The organism is Croceivirga thetidis (assembly GCF_012272815.1).
GTDB lineage: Bacteria > Bacteroidota > Bacteroidia > Flavobacteriales > Flavobacteriaceae > Croceivirga > Croceivirga thetidis.
In genome coordinates this window covers 199,344-222,615 of record NZ_JAAWWL010000001.1, presented here as the reverse complement: position 1 = coordinate 222,615, position 23,272 = coordinate 199,344, and the positions used below count along the sequence as shown (strand labels likewise).

The 23,272-nt window shown below is 41.1% G+C and carries 22 protein-coding genes and 1 riboswitch; of the genes, 17 read left to right on the top strand and 5 right to left on the bottom strand.

Annotation, left to right across the window (positions count from 1 at the left end):
• The first annotated feature begins 20 nt into the window (after positions 1–20).
• Complete coding sequence (locus HCU67_RS01055) at positions 21–1,187, top strand: trans-sulfuration enzyme family protein (protein WP_168550759.1); 1,167 nt, start codon at positions 21–23, stop codon at positions 1,185–1,187.
• A 64-nt stretch (positions 1,188–1,251) separates the two neighbouring features.
• Positions 1,252–2,292: a glycoside hydrolase family 5 protein gene (locus tag HCU67_RS01050; RefSeq protein WP_168550758.1), complete on the top strand. Its 1,041-nt coding sequence runs from the start codon at positions 1,252–1,254 to the stop codon at positions 2,290–2,292.
• 34 nt (positions 2,293–2,326) lie between these two features.
• Here the strand turns inward: HCU67_RS01050 and HCU67_RS01045 are convergent, their stop codons facing one another.
• Both HCU67_RS01045 and HCU67_RS01040 read right to left on the bottom strand, forming a co-directional pair.
• Entirely contained in the window at positions 2,327–4,597 is a 2,271-nt protein-coding gene (locus HCU67_RS01045; protein ID WP_168550757.1) for a xanthine dehydrogenase family protein molybdopterin-binding subunit, read from the bottom strand.
• Positions 4,598–4,619: 22 nt separating this feature from the next.
• Positions 4,620–5,081: a (2Fe-2S)-binding protein gene (locus tag HCU67_RS01040; RefSeq protein ID WP_168550756.1), complete on the bottom strand. Its 462-nt coding sequence runs from the start codon at positions 5,079–5,081 to the stop codon at positions 4,620–4,622.
• A gap of 170 nt (positions 5,082–5,251) precedes the next feature.
• Between HCU67_RS01040 and mog the strand changes: the two genes are divergently transcribed.
• Entirely contained in the window at positions 5,252–5,776 is a 525-nt protein-coding gene (gene mog / locus HCU67_RS01035) for a molybdopterin adenylyltransferase (protein ID WP_345890695.1), read from the top strand.
• A 23-nt stretch (positions 5,777–5,799) separates the two neighbouring features.
• Here mog and HCU67_RS01030 read toward each other — a convergent pair whose 3' ends face one another.
• Genes HCU67_RS01030 through HCU67_RS01020 form a run of 3 tightly spaced genes read right to left on the bottom strand, consistent with a single transcriptional unit; the run spans position 5,800 to position 8,485 of the window.
• Positions 5,800–6,714 carry an alpha/beta hydrolase gene (locus tag HCU67_RS01030; RefSeq protein WP_168550754.1) on the bottom strand — a complete coding sequence of 305 codons (915 nt, stop codon included), beginning with the start codon at positions 6,712–6,714 and terminating at the stop codon, positions 5,800–5,802.
• Positions 6,711–7,370: an NAD(P)H-binding protein gene (locus HCU67_RS01025; protein WP_168550753.1), complete on the bottom strand. Its 660-nt coding sequence runs from the start codon at positions 7,368–7,370 to the stop codon at positions 6,711–6,713. Before HCU67_RS01025 ends, HCU67_RS01030 begins: the two co-directional genes overlap by 4 nt.
• A gap of 2 nt (positions 7,371–7,372) precedes the next feature.
• Positions 7,373–8,485: an MBL fold metallo-hydrolase gene (locus HCU67_RS01020; protein ID WP_168550752.1), complete on the bottom strand. Its 1,113-nt coding sequence runs from the start codon at positions 8,483–8,485 to the stop codon at positions 7,373–7,375.
• A gap of 207 nt (positions 8,486–8,692) precedes the next feature.
• Between HCU67_RS01020 and HCU67_RS01015 the strand changes: the two genes are divergently transcribed.
• The 14 genes from HCU67_RS01015 (at position 8,693) to HCU67_RS00950 (ending at position 23,248) form a co-directional block, all read left to right on the top strand.
• A complete protein-coding gene (locus HCU67_RS01015; RefSeq protein ID WP_168550751.1) occupies positions 8,693–9,103 on the top strand; it encodes an RrF2 family transcriptional regulator in 411 nt (136 codons plus the stop codon).
• Positions 9,104–9,264: 161 nt separating this feature from the next.
• A complete protein-coding gene (locus HCU67_RS01010; RefSeq protein WP_168550750.1) occupies positions 9,265–9,528 on the top strand; it encodes a DUF2061 domain-containing protein in 264 nt (87 codons plus the stop codon).
• A 16-nt stretch (positions 9,529–9,544) separates the two neighbouring features.
• Positions 9,545–10,162, top strand: a complete 618-nt coding sequence (locus HCU67_RS01005; protein WP_168550749.1) for a phosphoadenosine phosphosulfate reductase domain-containing protein — start codon at positions 9,545–9,547, stop codon at positions 10,160–10,162.
• A gap of 27 nt (positions 10,163–10,189) precedes the next feature.
• A complete protein-coding gene (gene cysD / locus HCU67_RS01000) occupies positions 10,190–11,131 on the top strand; it encodes a sulfate adenylyltransferase subunit CysD (protein WP_210423595.1) in 942 nt (313 codons plus the stop codon).
• Positions 11,132–11,203: 72 nt separating this feature from the next.
• On the top strand, positions 11,204–12,451 hold the full coding sequence (locus HCU67_RS00995; RefSeq protein ID WP_168550748.1) for a sulfate adenylyltransferase subunit 1: 1,248 nt from the start codon (positions 11,204–11,206) through the stop codon (positions 12,449–12,451).
• 157 nt (positions 12,452–12,608) lie between these two features.
• Entirely contained in the window at positions 12,609–14,699 is a 2,091-nt protein-coding gene (locus HCU67_RS00990; protein ID WP_168550747.1) for a HEPN domain-containing protein, read from the top strand.
• Entirely contained in the window at positions 14,692–15,471 is a 780-nt protein-coding gene (gene cobA / locus HCU67_RS00985) for a uroporphyrinogen-III C-methyltransferase (protein WP_168550746.1), read from the top strand. The genes HCU67_RS00990 and cobA overlap by 8 nt, the downstream gene beginning before the upstream one ends.
• 42 nt (positions 15,472–15,513) lie before the next feature.
• Positions 15,514–16,575, top strand: coding sequence for an NAD(P)/FAD-dependent oxidoreductase (locus HCU67_RS00980; protein ID WP_168550745.1), 1,062 nt, complete (start codon positions 15,514–15,516; stop codon positions 16,573–16,575).
• 108 nt (positions 16,576–16,683) lie between these two features.
• A riboswitch (SAM riboswitch) is annotated at positions 16,684–16,808 on the top strand.
• A gap of 72 nt (positions 16,809–16,880) precedes the next feature.
• Positions 16,881–17,882, top strand: a complete 1,002-nt coding sequence (locus HCU67_RS00975) for a homocysteine S-methyltransferase family protein (RefSeq protein ID WP_168550744.1) — start codon at positions 16,881–16,883, stop codon at positions 17,880–17,882.
• A gap of 4 nt (positions 17,883–17,886) precedes the next feature.
• Entirely contained in the window at positions 17,887–18,168 is a 282-nt protein-coding gene (locus tag HCU67_RS00970) for an antibiotic biosynthesis monooxygenase family protein (RefSeq protein WP_168550743.1), read from the top strand.
• Entirely contained in the window at positions 18,168–20,861 is a 2,694-nt protein-coding gene (gene metH, locus HCU67_RS00965; protein WP_168550742.1) for a methionine synthase, read from the top strand. Before HCU67_RS00970 ends, metH begins: the two co-directional genes overlap by 1 nt.
• Complete coding sequence (locus HCU67_RS00960; RefSeq protein ID WP_168550741.1) at positions 20,861–21,181, top strand: hypothetical protein; 321 nt, start codon at positions 20,861–20,863, stop codon at positions 21,179–21,181. The genes metH and HCU67_RS00960 overlap by 1 nt, the downstream gene beginning before the upstream one ends.
• Positions 21,178–22,131 carry a methylenetetrahydrofolate reductase [NAD(P)H] gene (gene metF, locus HCU67_RS00955; RefSeq protein WP_168550740.1) on the top strand — a complete coding sequence of 318 codons (954 nt, stop codon included), beginning with the start codon at positions 21,178–21,180 and terminating at the stop codon, positions 22,129–22,131. The genes HCU67_RS00960 and metF overlap by 4 nt, the downstream gene beginning before the upstream one ends.
• Positions 22,132–22,150: 19 nt before the next feature.
• Positions 22,151–23,248, top strand: coding sequence for an acyloxyacyl hydrolase (locus HCU67_RS00950; protein ID WP_168550739.1), 1,098 nt, complete (start codon positions 22,151–22,153; stop codon positions 23,246–23,248).
• Positions 23,249–23,272 lie beyond the last annotated feature (24 nt).

Below are 23,272 nucleotides of genomic sequence, written 5' to 3'. Positions count from 1 at the left end.
GCTCAGGCACCAATCTAAAAATGGAAGAGAAGAAATTTGAAACACAGGCCATTAGAAACCAATTGGAGCGAACCCAATACCTAGAGCATTCGTCACCTCTTTTCTTGACCTCTAGTTATGTTTTCGAAGATGCAGAAGATATGCGTTCGTCCTTTGCTGAAGAAAAGGAACGCAATATTTATTCCCGTTACTCAAATCCGAATAATTCTGAGTTCGTTAGTAAGGTTTGCCATATGGAAGGCGCCGAAGCAGGCTTTGCATTTGCCTCAGGAATGGCGGCGGTTTTTTCAACTTTTGCGGCATTACTTGATAGTGGAGACCACATCCTATCATCGCGTAGCGTTTTTGGGTCAACACATAGTTTATATACCACCTATTTTCCAAAATGGAATATTGAAACCTCTTTTTTTGAAGGTTCTCGATTAGAGGAATTGGAATCAAAAATTCAATCAAATACCAAGGTAATTTACGCTGAATCCCCAACCAATCCGGGAGTTGATGTGTTGGACTTGGAATTCATAGGTGCTATTGCAAAAAAACACAACATAATTTTCATTGTTGATAATTGTTTTGCTTCCCCTTATTTGCAACAGCCCATCAAGTTCGGAGCTGATTTGGTCATTCATTCCGGAACCAAGTTGATGGATGGTCAAGGAAGGGTCTTGGCGGGTATCACGGTCGGTACTGCCGAATTAATTGAAAAAATCTACCGTTTTTCACGAATTACGGGTCCGGCCTTATCTCCTTTTAATGCATGGGTGCTTTCTAAAAGTTTAGAAACCTTGGCAATTCGGGTAGACCGGCACTGTGAAAACGCCTTGAAGCTCGCTACCTATTTAGAAAGTCACCCAAACGTGAATTGGGTGAAATACCCCTTTTTAAAATCACACACCAATTATGACATTGCTAAAAAGCAAATGAAAGCAGGGGGTTGTGTGGTTTCCTTTGAAATCAAGGGTGGATTAGAGGCGGGTCGAAAATTCTTTGATAGCATAAAGCTGCTTTCACTTTCCGCAAATTTAGGGGATTCACGAAGCATTGTTACCCATCCAGCTTCTACTACCCATAGCAAATTGTCAGAAGAAGAACGATTAAAAGTCGGCATAACGGATGGTACCGTTCGGGTCTCAGTTGGTTTAGAGCATATAGATGATATCATCAAAGATGTAGCCCAGGCACTTTCTTGAACCAATTTCGGCTAATTTCTTGTCAACAACATAATAGAAGGGCTTTTTGTCAGTTTTATCTGATATGAAACCAAATCTTATAACCTACCTGTGCTTCATTTTACTTGTGGCATGTTCAAAAACTTCAGATGAAATTGGGGTTGTTATTGAACAACCTGATACTGAAAACACTTCCAATTCATTCAAAATTCAAGGTGCTCAAATTTTGTTGAATGGAAACCCTGTTCACTTTAAAGGAGTTAATGCCCTACAGACGTATGGTTTGACAGAGGCTGCTATAATGAATGAATGGAAGGTTGAAATTGTACGAGAATTTATTGGAAATCTAAGGGAGCAACCTATCGAAGGTGATGCCATTTTAGCTTCGGATGGCGTATGGTACCATTCCCTCAAAAAAATAGTGGAGCAGAACCGAGCGAACAACAAGATTACCATTTTATGTCCGTTTGGATGGGTCAATGAAACTGGTGAGCGCACCCTTTTTACTGGTTTGAATCCATCAGCACAAGAATTTTTTGAAGATTACAAAGTTAAGATGCAAAATATCGCTATGTATTTCAAAGGACAAGATGATGTTTGGTTGGAAGTATGGAATGAGCCTTATCACTGGAATAATGAAAATGGATACGACCATGACCTTTGGTATGCCGATATGAGCGAGATGGTTGCAAACCTAAGAACGGTTGATGGTTTTGACAATATTATTGTGGTGCCAGGAAACGAACAAGGTCAGGCAGAAACCGTACTCTTAGAAAAGGCCGCCCAATTTTCAAATGCAAACAGTGCAATCATCTATGATTTGCATGCCTATGAAAAATGGTTGGAAAATAGCAACCAAACCAGTGTTACTGATAGAATTCAGCGATTAACCGATGCGGAGATACCAATTCTTTTTGGTGAGGTAGGTATTCAAAATGTTGGTGATGTCATGCCTGTACAGCATTTTCTGAATGCGGTACATACTACACAAACTACCACCATGGCTTGGCTTTGGAACCAAAACAGTGAAGACAATAGTGCCTTACTAACCGACGAAGGTCAACCGAATAATACAACCCAGAATAACGCCTGGGGTACTACATTTCGCACTTATCTGGCTCAATAATTGCGCTATGGCATCCAAAAATAGCCTTCGCTAATTACCCTACTAAAGGTGGCCTATCTGTTATAAACGGCTGATGATAATACCGTCTGCCAGTAGCTTTATATAAGGCGTTGGCCAATGCACCCATTACTGGAGGAAAAGGTGGTTCTCCCATACCCGTTGGGTCAATACCATTATCCACAAAATGGGTCTCAATTTCTTTGGGTGCTTCCTTATGACGAATTAATCGGTATTTGTCAAAATTGGTTTGTTCTGGTGAGCCATCTTTAAATGTCAATGCACTGTACATTGCATGACCAATTCCATCGACCACTCCACCTTCAGCCATATTCGAGGCAGCATCCGGATTAATTACAATTCCACAATCTATCGCCGAGGTTACTTTTTGAACGGTAGGTTGACCATTTTCCATGACCATATCAAGTACTTGTGCTACATAACTGTTATGACAGAAATAGGCTGAAACACCGCGGTGTACACCTTCCATACTTTGACCCCAATTGGTTTTCTCACGCACCAATTCCAGAACTCCTGCATAACGGGCTGCATCGTAATCGTTTCCTTCTGCATCTCCAACAGGATTTTCTTCAGCACGTTTCAACAATTTCAACCTAAAATCAATTGGGTCTTTGCCCATCGCTTCGGCTACTTCATCTAAAAACGATTGTTCCGCACCGGCGATAAAATTTGAACGAGGTGCTCTGAACGCCCCGGTTGTAATATTGGAATCAATGGTAAAATCTTCCGCTAAATAATTGTCGATGGCCCCTGCTGGAAAACGATTGGCAAATAATGGACTTTCAGGTACACCACCCGTTTTCACATGAAAGCCAACCAAATTGTTGTTCTCGTCAAGTGCTGCACGATAGGTAGCGTAATATGAAGGGCGATACATACCTTGTGACATATCGTCTTCACGATTGTATTGCAGTTTGACCGGAGCTTTCATTCGTTGTGAAATGATAGCTGCTTCCACCATAAAATGACCGTAGAGACGACGGCCAAAACCTCCCCCTTGTCTAGTCATCTGAATGTCAACCTTTTCCAAGGGAAGACCTAATCGCTCTGCTATTGCAGGTTCCATCCATTCAGGAGTTTGCGTGGGACCCAATAGCTCCGCATGGTCTTCGGTTACATGGGCAAAGAAGTTCATGGGCTCCATAGTATTGTGCGCCAAGAACGGACAGCTATAGCTTCGTTCGACTATGGTTGCGGCATTTGCAAATGCTGCCTCAGGATTTCCATCCCTTCGGGCCACTCTACCTTTGCGGCCCATCAATTCTTGCATTTTCGCATTGTGGGTATCTGAGTTTTCAGCCCCAGCAGGATGATTGACAGTTATTTCGCGACCCAAGAATCCCATAGTAAGCGAAGTGTCTGGGGCTTCTTCCCATTCTACCTTCAAGGCTTTTTTGGCTTGCATCACTTGCCAAGTCGTTTCACCTACTACTGCGATAACTTCATTAAAAGCGGTATGGTGGAATGCCCCGCGCTGAAAATCTTCTTTATAGACTTTCATTGAAAAGATATCACGAATACCGGGCATTTGTTTGGCTTCTTCGGCATCAAACGATTTCAGTTTCATACCGAATGCCGGTGCATGGGCCAAGGTTGCCAATAACATACCTTCACGCTGCACATCAATACCGAACAATGGTTGTCCAGTAACGATTTTCTTTCCATCTACATTTTTTCGTGAGGTGCCAATAATCGAAAATTCCGACTGTTCCTTCAATTGTACTTCTTCGGGTACTTCCAATTGCGAAGCCGCCGAAGCCATTTCACCATATCCAGCGGTTTTACCAGAAGCTTCATGGCTTAAAACTCCGGCAACAGCGGTGATTTCACCAACTGGTACCTGCCAAGCAGCTGCCGCCGCCTCTTTCAGCATATGGCGCGCAGTTGCCCCTGCAGTACGCAAGGGTTCCCATGAATTGGCAATGGAACGGCTACCACCCGCAACTTGCCAGCTGTATAAATCGGTATTAAGAGGCGCTTGCTCTACGATAACATCTTTCCAATCTACTTCGAGTTCATCAGCCAATATCATTGGCATTGAGGTACGTACGTTTTGTCCTATTTCTGGATTTGGAGACATAATGGTCACCACACCATTATCACCAATTTTTAAATACCCATTGATTTCATACCATTCTTTGGGCATTTCAATTTCAACGGCTACGGCCTCGGCTACTTTTGGTTTGCATGAATTCAAGAGGTTGAATCCCAATACCAATCCGCCCCCGGCCAGACTCGTGTTTTTGATGAAGGCCCTTCTTCCAATTTGTGTTTTTACAAGTGTCATTTTCGTGCTTTTTGGGGTTGGATTACGATTCACTGTTTGCGGCCATCTTCACCGCTTTCTTAATACGGGAATAGGTACCACAACGGCAAATATTGCCGTGCATGGCGTTTTCGATTTCAGCATCCGTTGGGTTCGGATTTTTCTTTAATAGGGCAGAGGCAGTCATAATTTGACCGGCCTGGCAATACCCACACTGATACACATCGGTTTCGAGCCATGCTTTTTGAACAGGATGGTCGCCATTTTCCGATAGCCCTTCTATGGTGGTGATTTCTTGTTCGCCAACAGCTGAAACTGGTAGTTGGCATGAACGCACTGCATTGTCATTAAGGTGTACGGTGCACGCGCCACATTGGGCAATACCGCAACCAAATTTTGTTCCGACCAATTGTAAGTTGTCACGCAATACCCAAAGTACTGGGGTTGCTGGGTCGGCCTCCACCTCTCGAGACTGACCGTTGATGTTTAGAGTGTATGTTGCCATATTTTATTGAATGTTCTGGAAGTTACAAAAAATTAGTCCTGAGGTTTACCCAAACTCAATTTTACCAAAGTGAATTATAACAACAAGAAAAATATTTACAATTGATAGACCACTATTATTTTAATTTTGCGACCATAGCGATATTTTAAACAAAAGGGAATTTGGGAAAAGTGAAAATTGGTATCATCAACGTTTCTGACCGTGCCAGTCGCGGGGAATACGAAGATTTACCTGGTAAAGAAGTTAAAAGATTGATGGACTTATGGTTGACCAGTGAGTGGGAAGCGGAGTATGCTGTCATACCAGATGAGCAGGACCAGTTGGAAGCAGCAATGACACAAATGGCGGATGAAAAAGGCTGTTCCCTGATTGTGACCACCGGAGGTACTGGCCCAGCGGTACGCGATGTAACTCCTGAAGCCACTGAAGCGGTTTGCGAGAAAATGCTTCCTGGTTTTGGGGAACTGATGCGTCAGACAAGTCTACAATATGTACCCACGGCAATCCTTTCTAGACAGACTGCTGGAATTCGCGGGAAGTCGTTAATAGTCAATTTGCCAGGCAAACCTAAATCAATCAAAGAGTGTTTAGAAGTGGTTTTTCCTGCAATACCGTATTGCATTGATTTAATTGAAGGACCCTATATCGAGACCAACCCCGAAGAGATGAAGGTGTTTCGACCTAAGCAAAAATAGTCCCAAGGTATTTAAACTTTAATTCACAGACTTCGTATCCAATCTGTTAAAAGCTTTGGCCATGCATTGACCAAGGGTATTTCTGGCGCCAGACCAAAACCATGACCACCATGCGGAAATATGTGCAATGCCGAAGGAACATTTTTTTGTCGCAGCGCATTGTATAGTGATAAACTATTTTCTACCGGTACTGCAGTGTCATCTGTTGAATGGAATAAAATTGTTGGTGCATGGTCATCTCGCACCTGTTGTTCAAGTGAAAAGAAGTCTATCCATTCTTGAGTTGGATTTTCTCCTAATAATGCGGTTTGCGAACCCATATGGGTTGATGCTGCTCCAAATTGAATGACTGGATATACGAGTGCTATGAAATTAGGTTTTGCTTTTGTCAAATCAATTTCATCAACAGGCGCAATCAACTCTTTATCATAATGCGCTCCTAAACTTGCGGTTAAATGGCCTCCGGCAGAAAAACCGATAATACCAATCTTATCTGTGTCTAAATTAAAATCTTTGGCCATCGATTTGACCAGCCTAAGTGCCCTTTGTGCGTCAACTAGAGGAGCCAAGTGGTTTTTTTCAAGCGAAGCTGAGGTAGGCAATCGATTTTTAACTACAATTCCTGCAATGCCTTTGGTATTCAGCATTTTTGCAATATCCCTACCCTCCCAGTCATAGGCTAAAATATGATAGCCTCCTCCAGGAAAAATAAGAACACCCTGTCCGGTAGCGTTCGCTTTACTCGGCAGGTATACTTCTATTTCAGGAACTTGAACCTTACTGATTTTTAAAATATCACCCTTTTCTTGAATTTCAGTTTCATCGGCTTCTATGCGCAACGGAACCTCGTTTGGCCAAAGCGGAATTATGGTTTCCTGTGACCTTCCACTTGTTGTGAAAGCCAAACCAAGTATTAGAAAGAAGGCAAATGTTCTCATGAGAATTCTAATATTGTTTTGTTTTCGAGTATTTCTGTATCCGCACCATTTAATCCGACCTTGAACATTGCTGAGGCCAGTTCTGTTGATTTTATGCTTCCATTCGGACCCATCAAACGAATTAGAGGATATAGTATTCTCGAAATCCGGTACATTAAATTCGGTTCCTTTCTTGGGGGCACGGGGTAAATATATGCTGGACGGAACGTATAAAAATTGAGTCCTAGACTTGAAATTTGGTTTTCTGCCATGCCCTTGTATTTGGCAAATGAGGTACGACTTTTCTCCGAACGGTCTGCTCCGGCACCACTTAGCAGACAGAGCGTAGCTTTAGGATTAGCTGTTTTGACTGCTTCTGCAAAAGCTACCGCATAATCAACCGTGATTTCTTTAAACTTTTTATCAGGTACTTGACCGGTATACACTCCAATACAGAAAAATGCGGTATCCACATTTTTGAAGGTATCGTCTTGTCCTGAGTAGTCTGCAAAATTTTCTATAACCACTTCCTTAAGCTTCGGATTTTTGGTTTCGGTTGTCTTTCTAACCAAAGAAATCATCTCAGTAACCTCATTTGAGGATAGGCATTGCTCTAAAACCAATTGCCCAATCATACCACTTGCTCCTGCGATGACTACTTTTTTCTTGTCGCTCATAGTTATAATGTTTTCCACCAGGCCGAATTGGGTTTGGGTAGTTCATCCACTAAAATGGGTTCTCCAATCTTTGGCGTAACCAATGGTAAATTTAGTGTTGCCGCTTTTTTGGATACCCGTTCAATTGGGTCTGTCCACGAATGTAATGCGAGTTTGAAGCCCCCCCAATGAATGGGCATGAGCGCTTTTGCTTTTACGTCAATTCCTGCTTGAGCTGTTTCTTCGGGGAACATATGAATATCCGGCCACATTTTGTTGTATTGACCACATTCCATCATCGCAAAATCAAAAGGACCATATTTCTCGCCAATGGCCTTGAAATGCGGAGCATAGCCACTATCCCCACTGAAAAAAAGCGAAGTGCTATTTGATTTGATTACCCAAGAACTCCATAACGTACTTTGCCCATTTGAAAATTTCCGACCCGAAAAGTGTTGGGCAGGAGTACAGGCCAATTGAATGTTTTTATAAGAGGTTTCTTGCCACCAATCCATTTCGGTGATTGAATTGGGGTCAACATCCCAAGCCTCTAAATGAACTCCTACCCCTAAAGGAACAAAAAAGTGTTCTACTTTGGTTTTCAACTTTTTTATGGATTCATAATCCAAATGATCATAATGGTCATGGGAGATAACGACAGCGTCAATTTTCGGAAGCTGTTCAATGGTAATTGGCAATTCTATGTTGAAACGATTGGCACCCATCCAATTTGTCGGAGCAGGGACCTTACCTAGCATGGGGTCAATCAATATGGTCGTGCCATCCATTTGTAATAAGAAAGCGGAATGTCCGAACCACACGAGACGGGTTCCTTTTTGAAAAGAAGTGATAGTGGTGGAATCTATTTTTTGGATGGCCAGGTCGTCGTTTGGTCTACCATTTTCAACCTTTTCAAAGAAGAATTTTCGACTTATCGAAAGCATTTTAGAGAAACTGGCCGCTTCAGGAATTTCCTTTTTTGTGTTTAAAAACTTACCGTCGCCGAACTGTTTTGAGGTTTCATACAGTGCCTGTCTTTCCGGATTGACATCCCCACCGAATGAAGGGTAAAAATTCACAAAAAGGATATAGACTAACACCAATGTGGCAATAAGTATGACTATGTATAGCAGCATACGGCGGATTATTTTTTTGAGTTTTTTCAAGGATTATACTATTGAGATGGCGTTTAAAACCCAATCAACTGTTGTTCTGCAAATCTAGGATTGTATCCCATCCATATATTAAGTAAAGAAGAAAACTAATGTATTTTTTCAAAAGTGCACGATTTTAGATTGTTCCACTAAAAAGAAAGGACTTCCATTTTTCGCTATATTCGTGAGATGCTCTCCAAGAAAACCAAATATGGCTTAAAGGCCTTGACCTTTCTTGCAACTCGCGAAAGCCGGGAACCCATTCAGATTGCTGAAATTGCCGATAGTGAGAACATCTCACAAAAGTTTTTGGAAAGTATCTTGTTGACTTTACGTAGAAATGGATTTTTAGGGTCTAAAAAAGGAAAGGGTGGGGGGTACTATTTGATCAAAGAGCCACAAGACATACCGATGACCGCGGTAATGCGCATTTTAGAAGGTCCAATTGCCATGGTACCCTGTGTAAGCCTGAACTTCTATGAGAAATGTGATGACTGCCCTGACGAGGAAGCCTGTTCCGTTCATGATTTGATGCTTAAAGTCCGTGATGCCAACTTAGAGGTCTATCGCAATACCACCTTAGCGGACTTGATTTCATAAATTCTTCTGTATGACCTTAACAAATTCAAAATCTTAACTATGTTTTGTTAGTAATCTATTAAAACTATAGGGTAAATTAAAATTTGTATCGGTTTTAACGAATAGAAAGTAATAAATGGTCTATGTTTGTAATTCCTACTAAATCGATAGGATAATAAATTATGTTGACGGACCAACTTGTTTTTAACACCAAAAAGGATAAAAATTCCTTTACAAAAGATAAAAATTCAGAATCCCCGGCGCGAAGTATTGCAAAATCAATCAGCTGGCGTGTCATAGGTACTTTAGATACCATAATCATTTCATGGATAATTACAGGAACATTGACCATGGCCTTTTCAATTGGCCTAGTTGAACTGGTTACAAAAATGGTACTGTACTTTTTTCATGAGCGTATTTGGAACAATATAAGCTGGGGTAAATAACAGAAAACGAACAAAAATGTCAGAAGATCAATTACCAAAATGGAACGCACAGCTAAAGGGCATACCGCCACAAGAAATTATTGCTTGGGCGGTGCAACACGGAGCAAAGCCTGTGGTCACTACCAATTTTCGTCCGTATGAGGTTGCTATTCTTCACGCGGTTGCAGATGTAAGCCCTGATATACCAGTCATCTGGTGCGATACTGGTTATAATACACCACAGACATATAAACATGCCGAAGAATTGATATCAAGACTGGGATTGAACATTCAGCTCTACGTTCCTGCACAGACTTCTGCCCATAGAGATGTGGTTATGGGTATTCCTGATATTGATGACCCATTACACCAGGTGTTTACCGAACAAGTAAAGTTGGAACCTTTTCAACGTGCCATGGCCGAACACCAACCGGATGTTTGGTTTACAAATTTGAGAAAGGGGCAAACGGCACATCGTGATTCCTTGGATATTTTGAGTTTGGACAAAAATGGAGTTTTGAAAGTAAGTCCATTTTACTATTGGTCCGATAAAGAATTGGACGAGTATTTGGAGCAATATAAACTGCCAAACGAACACAAGTATTTTGACCCGACGAAAGTGTTGGCAAACCGAGAATGTGGGCTTCACGCCTAACCAATTAAATAAAACCTAGAATTGATTTTGGAAACATTAGAATTACAAGTTTTAGAAAAAATAAAGGCATCAACTGCTGAAGTGACCAATGCGCTTGAAAGTGAGGCCATCTATATTTTCAGGGAGGTGGCAGCACAGTTCGAAAGACCTGTATTGCTATTTTCTGGCGGAAAGGACTCCATCACATTGGTGCGCTTGGCCCAAAAGGCATTCTGGCCAGCTAAGATACCTTTCCCCTTAATGCATATAGACACAGGTCACAATTTTCCAGAGACCATTGAATTTCGCGACCAATTGGTCCAGGACTTGGGCTTGGAGTTGATTGTGCGAAATGTGCAAGACTCAATTGACCAAGGAAAGGTAAAGGAAGAAACAGGTCGTTATGCCAGTCGAAATATGCTGCAAACTACCACATTGTTAGATGCAATAGAAGAATTCAAATTTGACGCTTGTATTGGAGGTGCTCGTCGAGATGAGGAAAAAGCAAGGGCCAAAGAGCGAATCTTTTCTGTTCGTGATGACTTTGGACAATGGGATGAAAAGAACCAACGCCCTGAGTTGTTTGATATGCTTAACGGACAAATAGAATTGGGGCAGAATGTGCGAGTTTTTCCGATAAGCAATTGGACGGAACTCGATGTATGGAGCTACATTGAGAAAGAATCCATCGAAATTCCATCAATTTATTTCGCTCACAAACGTGACACATTCGTTCGAGACGGATTGATTTGGTCAGCAGAGGATGGTGTTGTATTCCGCGATGAGGAGGAAGAAGTCGAAGAGCGCACGGTCAGATTCAGAACGGTTGGTGATATGTCATGTACGGCCGCGGTTGAATCTGAGGCGGATACCATAGAAAAGGTCGTGGCTGAGATTAGAACTTCAAAGATTTCTGAACGAGGTGCAAGAATTGATGATAAACGGTCTGAAGCCGCAATGGAAAAGCGTAAACAACAAGGATATTTCTAGATTAATTTGAATTGTTATTCCCGCTGGCCTTTGAGTGAAGTCGAAATGAAAGTGGGAATCCAAAATATAGACATGAAAGTATTAAAGATTGCAACGGCAGGTAGTGTTGATGATGGTAAAAGTACCTTGATTGGACGCTTGTTATACGATACCAAATCGTTGACAACCGATAAATTGGAGGCCATTGAAAAAACCAGTAAGCAAAGGGGCTACGACTACCTTGATTTTTCGTTGGCGACCGATGGTTTGGTAGCAGAACGGGAACAGGGTATTACCATAGATGTGGCCCATATCTATTTTTCAACAGCCTCAAAAAGTTACATTATAGCCGATACCCCTGGGCATGTGGAATACACAAGAAACATGGTAACGGGGGCGTCAACCTCGCAAGCGGCCATTATACTAATAGATGCCAGAAAAGGTGTAATCGAGCAAACTAATAGACACTTTTTCATCAACAATTTACTTCGGGTAAAAGATGTGATTGTAGCCATTAATAAAATGGATTTGGTTGATTTTTCAGAAAACCGGTTTAATGAAATCAAGGCGGATTTTGAGGAATTAATGGCCAAAAGGGATTATCAAGACCAAAAAATCACCTTTATTCCAGTAAGTGCGTTAAAAGGCGATAATGTGGTGAATACTTCAGAAAATACACCTTGGTACACAGGGCAGACCTTGTTAGAACATTTAGAGGAGCTTGATTTACAAGATATCTACAATACGGGTACACCGCGTTTTCCTGTTCAATATGTTGTACGACCAAAAACGGACGAACACCATGATTTTAGGGGTTTCGCTGGTAAAGTGTATGGGGGAGAATTGAACGTCGGTGATGAAGTTGTGGCCTTGCCTTCACAAACGCGCTCACGAATCAAGGAAATCTACTTTTATGATAAAAAGTATGAAACTGCTTCCCGCAGAACATCGGTTACCATCACTTTAGAGGACGAGATTAACGTAAGTAGGGGAGATATGTTGGTCAAGGTAGATGATTTGCCAACCATTGAAAAGCAATTTACCGCGACTGTTTCATGGATGGATTCCAAAAAAATGACTCCTGGTGCGAAATATGTTATTCAACATGGAGTAAACAAGGTATTGGCCAAAGTGGACGCTATCCACCATAAAATAAACCCAGATTACTCTGGTACCGAAGAGGGTATTGACGGTCTGGGTATGAACGATATTGCCAAAGTATCCTTTCGGTTGAACAAGCCTATTTTTTATGATTCTTTCAAAAATCATAGAACAAATGGTTCGTTTATTTTGATTGATTCACAATCAAATACAACAGCTGGTGTAGGGTTTATAGAATAAGTTCATCTTTTGTTACCCACGGCAGGGATTTGAGAATTTTACCGGCCGTGGGAACTTTTAAAATTTAAAATACCTATCCGATTTTGTTTAAAATCTATAAAATCGATAGGATAAATAAATTAAAGAATAATTTTAACGAACGAAGCTAATATTCATCATGCAGAGTTTTAGAACAGAGATAGAGAATCCAGTAGTAGCGAAGGATATTATTGAGTTGGAACAAAAGATTCGCCAATTCAATGATGGGAATATAGATGAAGAAAAGTTTCGTAGTCTTCGTTTGGCAAGAGGGGTTTACGGCCAACGTCAACAGGGCGTGCAAATGATTCGGATTAAGATTCCCTACGGTAAGGTGAGCTCTCGTCAGTTGTTGCGCATTGCCGATGTGGCCGATGAATTTTCCACAGGTCGTCTACATATAACCACACGACAGGATATTCAAATCCATTATGTCGATTTGGAGCGAACGCCCGAATTGTGGGCCCAATTGGAAAAGGATGAAGTAACGCTACGTGAAGCTTGCGGAAACACTGTTCGAAATGTGACGGCCTCAGAGACCGCTGGTATTGATATTGATGAGCCCTTTGATGTTTCGCCTTATGCCCAAGCGGTATTCGAGTATTTCCTACGGAATCCTATTGGCCAAGAGATGGGACGGAAATTCAAGGTTTCCTTTTCTGCAACTGATGCGGATACCGGCCTTTCGTACATGCACGATTTAGGTTTTATTGCCAAAATTGAACATGGTATTAAGGGGTTTAAAGTAATGCTTGGTGGAGGTCTTGGCTCTCAGCCCCGACATGCCGATGAGTTGTTCGATTTTCTTCCTACTGACAAAATAATTCCGTTGATGGAAGGGGTTATTCGTGTATTTGACCGCTATGGTGAGCGTAAAAGTAGGGCAAAAGCTCGCATGAAGTTTTTGTTGAAGGATATTGGGTTGGATGGATTCAGGGAGTTATTGCAAGCCGAGCAAATGGCAATACCAGTAAAAACGTATTCAATTAACGTTGAAGGTTATCCAAAGCCAATTATAAATGAGTTTCAGACGCCAAAAGTTCATATTCAAGATGTTGAAGAATTTGAAACTTGGAAATCTACCAACGTCATTCCTCAAAAACAAAAAAACTACGTCGCAATAGGAATCAAAGTTCTGCTAGGAGATTTTTACACGGATAAAGCCCGGGAATTAGCACAATTAGTTAGGAAATATGCAGCTGGCGAACTGCGATTCTCTTTGCGACAAAATATCCTTATTCCTCATGTTAAGCAAGACTTATTGCCCTTCTTCTATCAAGAATTGAAAAAATTGGGTTTTGTAGAAGTCGGTTATAACAAGGCTCTGGATATTACCGCTTGCCCTGGAACGGACACCTGTAATTTGGGTATCGCGAGTAGTACAGGTATTGCCAAAAGACTTGAAGAATTGATAAAGGAAGAATATCCACAGTACATCAGTAACCCTGATGTGGTTATAAAAATCAGTGGTTGTATGAATGCGTGTGGGCAGCATAATATGGCCCATATCGGATTTCAAGGCATGAGTATCCGCACCAAAGACAAACTGGTGGCCCCTGCATTGCAAGTATTGCTAGGAGGCGGTAACCATGGTAGCGGTAAAGGTACTTTTGCAGACAAAGTCGTAAAGATTCCCAGTAAACGTGGGCCAGAAGCGTTGCGTCTAATTTTGGAAGATTACGAAGCCCATGGCAACGGTCAAAAGTTTGATGAGTATTATTCGGATAGAGGCGAGCACTATTTCTATGATTTCTTGAAACACTTATCAAGTGTTGAGGATTTGACACCTGAGGATTTTATTGATTGGGGCAACACCGAGAAATATAAAAAGGAGATCGGCATTGGGGAATGTGCTGGTGTAATCGTTGATTTAGTGGCCACACTTTTTTTCGAGAGCCAGGAGAAGATTGATGCCGCTATTGAGGCATTACACGAAAGAAATTGGGCCGCAAGCATTTATTATTCCTACCAATCCATGGTCAATTCCGCAAAGGCACTTTTGACCTCAGAAAAGGTAAAAACCAATACACATTCGAGCATTATTAAAGACTTTGACCGATTGTTTGTTGAGAATGGTAGTATTGATTTTCAAGGTGGATTTGAAAACCTTGTTTTGCAATTAAATCAAAATGAGCCAACAGAATCTTTTGCAAAATCGTATTTGGAAAATGCCAAAGAGGTCTTGGCCAAGCTCGAACAGCATAGAAAATTAGAATTGGCACATGCTTAATCAAGGTAAACTCACAGTAGTTGGGGCTGGTCCTGGGGCAGTCGATTTAATTACCCTTCGCGGTATCAGAACATTGCAGTCTGCCGATGTGGTCCTATATGATGCGCTGGTAGATGCTGATTTATTGGAATACGCGTCAGGTGCCGAACATATTTTTGTTGGCAAACGAAAAGGATGTTATCACTATCAGCAAGCACAAATCAATGAACTGATCGTACAGAGAGCTAGGCAAGGTCTTCATGTAGTGCGGTTAAAAGGAGGTGATCCTTTTGTGTTCGGACGAGGTGCTGAAGAAATGGAATATGCAGCTGAACGCGGAATAGAAACAGTCAATGTTCCTGGTATTACATCAGCTATTTCGGTACCAGCTAACCAAAATATTCCAGTTACCAAACGTGGAGCATCGGAGAGCTTTTGGGTGATAACCGGCACGACCAAAGAACACAAAATTCCAAGCGATGTTGCACTTGCGGCAAAGTCTTCTGCAACTGTGGTCATTTTGATGGGAATGTCAAAATTGAATGAAATCATGCAATTGTTCCAATCCGAAGGAAAAGCTGAAACACCGGTCGCTATTATACAAGAGGGAACTACAATAAACGAGAAAATAGGAATTGGCACTGTTGCAACCATTGAAGCCAAGGTCAGGGAGCAGCAGTTGTCGAATCCTGCCATTATTGTAATTGGTGAAGTAGTAGGACATCGAAATAGGATTGTACAAATCACAAAAGAATTTGCTGAAGTTGAATCGAACCAATCTAGTAGATCCTAATAGTGGGGTTTTTGGAACGGTTTTTAAATGAAAATCAAGAAAATGATTAAAACAGATATACTCATAATAGGTGCGGGCCCAACAGGATTGTTCACTGTATTCGAAGCCGGACTATTAAAACTAAAATGCCACTTGATTGATGCTTTGCCACAACCAGGTGGTCAATGCTCAGAGATTTATCCCAAAAAACCGATTTACGATATACCGGCATATCCAGAGATATTGGCCGGTGATCTCGTGGACCGCTTATTGGAACAAATCAAACCTTTTGAAGCAGGCTATACCTTGGGTGAACGTGCTGAGACTTTAAAGAAACAAGACGACGGTTCTTTTATCGTTACCACAAATAAGGGAACGGAGCATCATGCCAAAGTCGTTGTGATAGCAGGTGGACTCGGTTCTTTCGAACCTCGCAAACCACAATTGGAAAATCTTTCAAAATTTGAGGATAAAGGGGTTTCCTATATCATAAAAGACCCAGAGGTTTATCGAAATAAAAAAGTAGTCTTAGCTGGCGGTGGTGATTCTGCATTGGACTGGGCTATATTTTTGGCAGATGTTGCGGCTGAAGTGTCGTTGGTGCACAGAAGAAACGAGTTCCGTGGGGCATTGGATTCAGTTGAGAAGGCCAGAGAGTTGGCGCAATTGGGAAAGATTAAGTTGTATACCAAAGCTGAGGTGAAAGAGCTGCATGGGCAAAACGAATTGCAGGCTGTGGTCATTGAACATTCTGAAGAAGAAAAGCAACCAACATATTTAGAGGTTGATAATTTCATTCCCCTATTCGGCCTTTCCCCAAAATTGGGTCCATTAGGAAATTGGGGCCTTGAGATTGAAAAAAATGCAATTAAGGTTAACAACGCTAAAGACTATCAAACCAATATTCCAGGCGTATTTGCGATAGGAGACGTAAACACCTATGAAGGTAAACTGAAGTTAATCCTTTCTGGTTTTCATGAAGCCGCAGTCATGTGTCAATATGCATATCAGATTATTAATCCCGATAAACGATTTGTGATGAAATATACCACCGTTGGTGGGGTAGAAGGGTTTGACGGATCTAAAAAAGAAGCTAAAAAAGAAGTGGTGCAAAGCATCATTTAATTCGAGTTTGTTCATCGCTAAAGCCTTCCAATACTTTGTTTATGGAAGGTTTTTTTGGTTTTGAAAGTATTGCGCCGTTAATTTGCAACCAGTTCATTTAAACAATGTAAGTTATCAAGAAAGGTGGAGGGATTAGACCCTTTGAAACCTTAGCAACCCTTAGCCTGTGCTGATGTCTATCAGCATCTAAGAAGGTGCTAAATTCTACCCAATCAAATTGGGAAGGATAACAAAATCGAATACCGTATTCCATTTTTACTTGATAGTTACTGAAAATTGTTCTCGAAAAAGAATACCATTTTTTTATGTCGAAGATTGAAGAAATTTTAAAGGAAAGAATACTTGTGTTGGATGGTGCTATGGGTACCATGCTACAACGCTATAAGTTTTCGGAGGAGGACTTCCGAGGGGAACGATTCAAAGATTGGCCCTCACCTTTACAAGGGAACAACGATTTACTTTCCTTGACACAACCTAAGGCATTGGCCGAGGTTCATAGAAAGTACTTTGCAGCAGGGGCTGATATCGTTGAAACCAATACGTTTTCTGGTACCACGATTGCAATGGCAGACTATGGCATGGAAGAATTGGTGTACGAGTTGAATTACCAATCAGCTCAAATTGCGAAAAGAGTTGCCAATGAGTTTACAGCTAAAGAACCTCAGAAACCTCGTTTTGTTGCCGGTAGTATTGGACCTACCAATAAAACTGCAAGTCTTTCACCAGACGTAAATGATCCCGGTTTTCGAGCTGTAAGTTTTGATGAGTTACGAATTGCCTATAAACAACAGGTTGAAGCGTTGCTTGACGGTGGAGCGGATATTTTATTGGTGGAAACCATTTTTGACACGTTAAATGCCAAAGCCGCTTTATTTGCTATTGAAGAAGTAAAGGATGAACGGGGTATAGAAGTGCCCATAATGGTAAGTGGTACCATAACGGATGCATCTGGGAGAACACTATCAGGACAAACCGCAGAGGCTTTTTTGATTTCAGTTTCCCATATTCCTATACTCTCTGTGGGATTCAATTGTGCCTTAGGGGCGAAGCAATTGACTCCACACTTAGAGGTAATTTCGGCAAAATCCGATTTTTTTACCTCTGCGCATCCCAATGCGGGGTTGCCAAATGCCTTTGGCGAATACGATGAAACACCTGAGCAAATGGCTTCGCAGATTAAGGAATATCTAGAAAAAGGATTGGTTAACATTATCGGAGGTTGTTGTGGAACCACACCAGAACATATTAAGGCAATTGCCGATTTGACTAAAAATTACAAGCCAAGAAATTCAATGGTTTCAATATAGTAATATGGTGCTTGAAGTAGCAATTTTGAATATTGAGAACGGTGAAAACCTAAAATTTGAACAGAGTTTTAGGCAAGCGTCATCAATCATTGAATCCATGAAAGGATATATCAATCATGAGCTAAAAAAATGTATTGAAAAGGAGAATCAATACATACTATTGGTCAACTGGGAAACTTTAGGCGATCACGAAGTCGGATTTCGTAATTCCCCGAAATATCAAGAATGGAAGAAATTGCTCCATCATTTTTACGAACCTTTTCCTGAAGTACTACATTATAGTTAATGAATACAACCCAAGAAAAATATATGCAGCTCAGTGGTCTTGAACCCTTGGTAATCACTCCAGAAAGTAATTTCATTAATGTTGGGGAGCGAACCAATGTTGCTGGGTCCAAAAAGTTTCTCCGGTTGATAAAGGAGGAAAAATTTGAAGAGGCTTTGGAAGTTGCTCGTCATCAAGTGGAGGGCGGTGCCCAGATTATCGATATCAATATGGATGATGGTCTTATTGATGGTAAGACGGCAATGGTCAAGTTTTTAAACCTAATCGCTTCAGAACCCGATATTTCGAGGGTGCCCATTATGATTGATTCTTCAAAATGGGAAATCATTGAAGCAGGTTTACAAGTGGTTCAAGGCAAATGTGTGGTCAATTCCATTAGCTTAAAAGAGGGCGAAGAAGAATTCATCCGCCAGGCAAGATTGATAAAAAGATATGGCGCAGCCGTCATTGTGATGGCCTTTGATGAGGTTGGACAAGCTGATAATCTGGAGCGTCGAAAAGAAATCGCAGAACGTTCATATCGAATTTTGGTAGATAAAGTGAAGTTTCCTCCTGAAGATATCATCTTTGATCTCAACATTTTTCCTGTTGCCACTGGCATGGATGAGCACAAACGTAATGCCTTGGATTTTATCGAAGGCACGCAATGGGTTCGGGATAATCTTCCCTATTGTAGTGTTAGTGGTGGGGTCAGTAATGTTTCTTTTTCATTTCGAGGTAACAACCCTGTTCGAGAAGCAATGCATTCGGTCTTTTTATTTCACGCCATTAAAGCAGGTATGAATATGGGTATTGTAAATCCGACCATGCTAGAGGTTTACGATGATATTCCTAAAGACTTGTTGGAGCATGTTGAGGACGTCATTTTGAATAGAAGGGATGATGCAACCGAACGACTTCTGGAGTTTGCTGAAACCGTTCAAGGGAAGGCAAAGGAAAGTAAAGTTGATCTATCGTGGAGAGAGGATCCCTTACAAGATAGAATTACGAGGGCTTTGGTTAAGGGTATTGACCAATATATCATTGAAGATGTTGAAGAGGCACGTCAACAGGCTACAAAACCTTTAGAAGTTATTGAGGACAATTTGATGACTGGCATGAATGTCGTTGGTGATTTATTTGGTAGTGGTAAGATGTTCTTGCCCCAAGTGGTCAAATCGGCACGGGTCATGAAAAAAGCGGTTGCCTACCTAGAACCCTATATTGAAGAAGAAAAAAAGAACAACGCTGATGCTACGGCTGGGAAAGCAGCTGGTAAGATTTTAATGGCCACGGTAAAGGGTGATGTACATGATATCGGTAAGAACATCGTTTCTGTGGTTTTAGCATGTAACAACTATGAAATTGTCGATTTAGGGGTAATGGTACCACCAGAAAAGATAATTCAGAAAGCAGTTGAGGAACGTGTCGACATTATCGGTCTCAGTGGTTTGATTACCCCTTCGTTGGATGAAATGGTCTTTTTGGCCAAAGAGATGGAACGTCAAAACTTTAAGGTCCCTTTGTTGATTGGTGGCGCTACAACAAGTAAGGCCCATACCGCAGTTAAAATAGATCCGCAATACAGTCAGTCTGTGGTACACGTCAATGACGCCTCACGAGCGGTTACTGTGGTCGGTGATTTACTTCAAAAAGACACTTCTGCTGGATATAAAAAGTCGATAAAGCTCGATTATGAGAGTTTTCGAGAAAAGTTCTTGAATAGAACCAAAGAAAAAGAGTACCTGACCATTGATGAAGCGAGGCAAAATAAGCTTCGTCTTGATTTTAAGATTGAAGATATCAAAGAACCGAACAAATTAGGCGTACAGGTCTGGGAAGATTTTGATGTATCCAAACTAACGGAATATGTTGATTGGACTCCTTTTTTTAGGTCTTGGGATTTACATGGAAAATATCCCGAAATTTTAAAGGATGAAGTTGTAGGTGAACAAGCAACAGAGCTATTCGCAGATGCCCAATCTTTGCTCAAAAAAATTTTCGAAGAAAAACTACTAAAAGGCAAGGCCGTATTCGGTTTGTTTCCGGCGAATTCGATTGGTGACGATATCGAAGTCTCCCCCTTGGCGGGAGATATAGAGGGAGCTGTTTTCCGAACCCTTCGTCAACAACTTAAAAAGCGGGATGGAGTGCCCAATATTGCACTCGCTGATTTTATAGCCCCAGAGAATAGTGGCATTCAGGATTATATGGGTTGTTTTTGTGTTACTGCAGGTTTTGGAACCCAAGAACTGGCAGCAGAGTTTGAAAGCAATCATGACGATTACAATTCCATCATGATTAAGGCTTTGGCAGATAGATTGGCCGAGGCCTTTGCCGAATATTTGCACAAAGAAGTCCGAACAAAATATTGGGGCTACGCAGCTCAAGAAAATTTAAACAATGAAGCATTGATAAACGAAAAATATCGAGGAATTCGACCTGCACCGGGTTATCCTGCTTGTCCTGACCATTTAGAAAAGTTGTCCATATGGCAACTTCTGAAGGTCGAAGAAAATATCGGTGTACAATTGACGGAAAGTTTGGCAATGTGGCCTGCAGCAAGTGTCAGTGGTTACTATTTTGGGCATCCAGAATCTAAATATTTTGGTTTGGGAAAAATCAAACAAGATCAGGTCGCTGACTTTGCCGAACGAAAAGGAATTCAAATGGAAAAGGCCCAAAAGTGGCTGGCACCGAATATTAGTGAGTAATGGCAATCAAAAGACTTCGGGTATTACCGTTTGCAATATTTCAAATGACCATTTTCGGTTTAATAGGATTGCTATGTGGAATCTTTTACGCCTTTGGAGGTCTTGTCATCGATACCATGGTAACCCTAAATTGGTTATCGCCAGAAAGCTTGGAAACGCCAGGCCTGAGTTACGGCACCTTTTTGGCTTTTGGGGCATTGCTGGGCATGCCTTTGATTGGTTTAATTTTTGGATTCGTAGCAGGCCTGATTGGGGGAATAGTATTCAACTTTATTGCCCCAAAAATCGGCATTCACTTGCCAAATATTAGTAAAGAATGAAAGTAACTGAACATATTAATAAAGCAAAGGGGGAGACCCTTTTTAGCTTTGAAATCATACCACCAGTTAAGGGAAAGAGCATACAAGAACTCTATGACAACATTGATCCCTTAATGGAGTTTAAGCCTCCTTTTATTGATGTAACAACCTCTCGCGAAGAGTATGTTTATATCGACAGGGATGGATTATTCGATAAAAAATTGACCCGCATGCGACCGGGGACCTTGGGTATTTGTGCCTCAATTAAGCATAAATATGATGTTGATGCCATTCCACATGTTTTGTGCGGTGGCTTCACTAAAGAGGAAACCGAATATCTTCTCGTGGATTGCCATTATCTGGGTATTGATAATGTGATGGCCTTGCGCGGAGATGCCATGAGAGAAGAAAAGTATTTTGAACCTACTAAAGGAGGACACCATTATGCTTCTGACTTGGTGAAACAAATTCAACAATTGAATTGCGGCAATTATCTGCACGAGGTTATTGAATCTGACAATTGCGCCGATTTCTGTATTGGGGTGGCTGGTTATCCTGAAAAACATATGGAAGCCCCTTCTTTAAGAAATGATTTGAAACGTCTCAAACAAAAGGTGGAACTAGGAGCTGATTATGTGGTGACCCAAATGTTCTTTGACAACAAAAAGTACTTTGAATTTGTAGATGCGGCCCGAGATATGGGAATCGATGTACCTATAATACCGGGAATAAAGCCAATTGCAGTTAAAAGGCACTTACAGTTGTTACCCCAGGTATTTCGTGTTGATATTCCAGAAGCATTGATTGAGGCCGTAGAAGCCTGTAAAAGCAATAAAGAAGTACGACAAGTGGGCATTGAATATTGTATTGAGCAATCAAAGGAACTCAAAGCGGCTGGAGTACCGGTATTGCATTATTACTCCATGGGCAAATCAGATAACATAAAGGCAATAGCTGAGGCCGTTTTTTAAATTGCTACTTTTACCGTCGATGAGAAGAAGCCCCTTGCTTATCGCTTTAGTTTGCTGTCTTTTCGGATTCGCGCAAGAAAAAAAGAATCCAACGAAGTACACCTTGGATGCCAGTCCGTTCTATGGCTCTATTCTATTGCATAATTCTGACATTGCCCATTTGATTACCTCACATCCAGGAGGAGTGATTTTAGGCCTTAACAAAAAACACTTTGGTAGCGAAGAATGGGAGGCCGATTTCAATTATCCTGATACTGGCTATACCTTCATTTACCAAAATATGAACAATCCCACCTTAGGCGAACATTTTGGGGTTTATGCACACTATAATTTTTACTTTTTTAAAAGAAATCTACAATTTAGAATAGGTCAGGGTATTGCCTACAATACCAATCCATATGACCGCGAAACTAATTTTCGAAATTCGGCGTATGGTTCCCATTTATTGAGTTCAACCATGGCCATAGTCAACTTTCACAAAGAGAATTTGGTTTCAGGTTTAGGTTTAAAAACAGGGATTTCCTTAATCCATTATTCCAATGCCAATTTTAAGGCTCCTAATACTTCTACCAATACCTTCGCCTTTAACTTAGGGGTTGTTTATGATTTGAACCATAAAGAAGAAATAGATTTCAAGTCTTATGAAAAAAATGATGTAACTGAACCAATTACATTCAATGGTGTGATTCGTACTGGATTGAACGAAGGTGATGTTGTGGGTTCTGGGCAATATGGATTTTTGGTATTATCCGCTTATGCAGATAAACGGGTTGGAAGAAAAAGTGCTCTGCAATTTGGAGGCGATTTCTTTCTGTCTTATTTCTTAAAGGAATTAATTCGATTTCAATCCAATTCCTTTCCTGAAATGATGGTAGACGGCAATACTGACTTTAAACGCGTAGGGCTTTTTGTTGGCCATGAACTTTTCATTAATAAACTAAGTCTTATTACCCAATTGGGATATTATGTGTACTACCCATTTGATTTTGAAGGGAGGGTTTATAACCGCATAGGACTCAAGCGTTATTTTGGGGATAAGTTTTTTGGTAGTGTAACCCTTAAAGCCCATTCGGCGGCCGCTGAAGCAGTTGAATTTGGAATTGGTATTCGATTATGAAAGGAATAAATTTCAAATACCAAG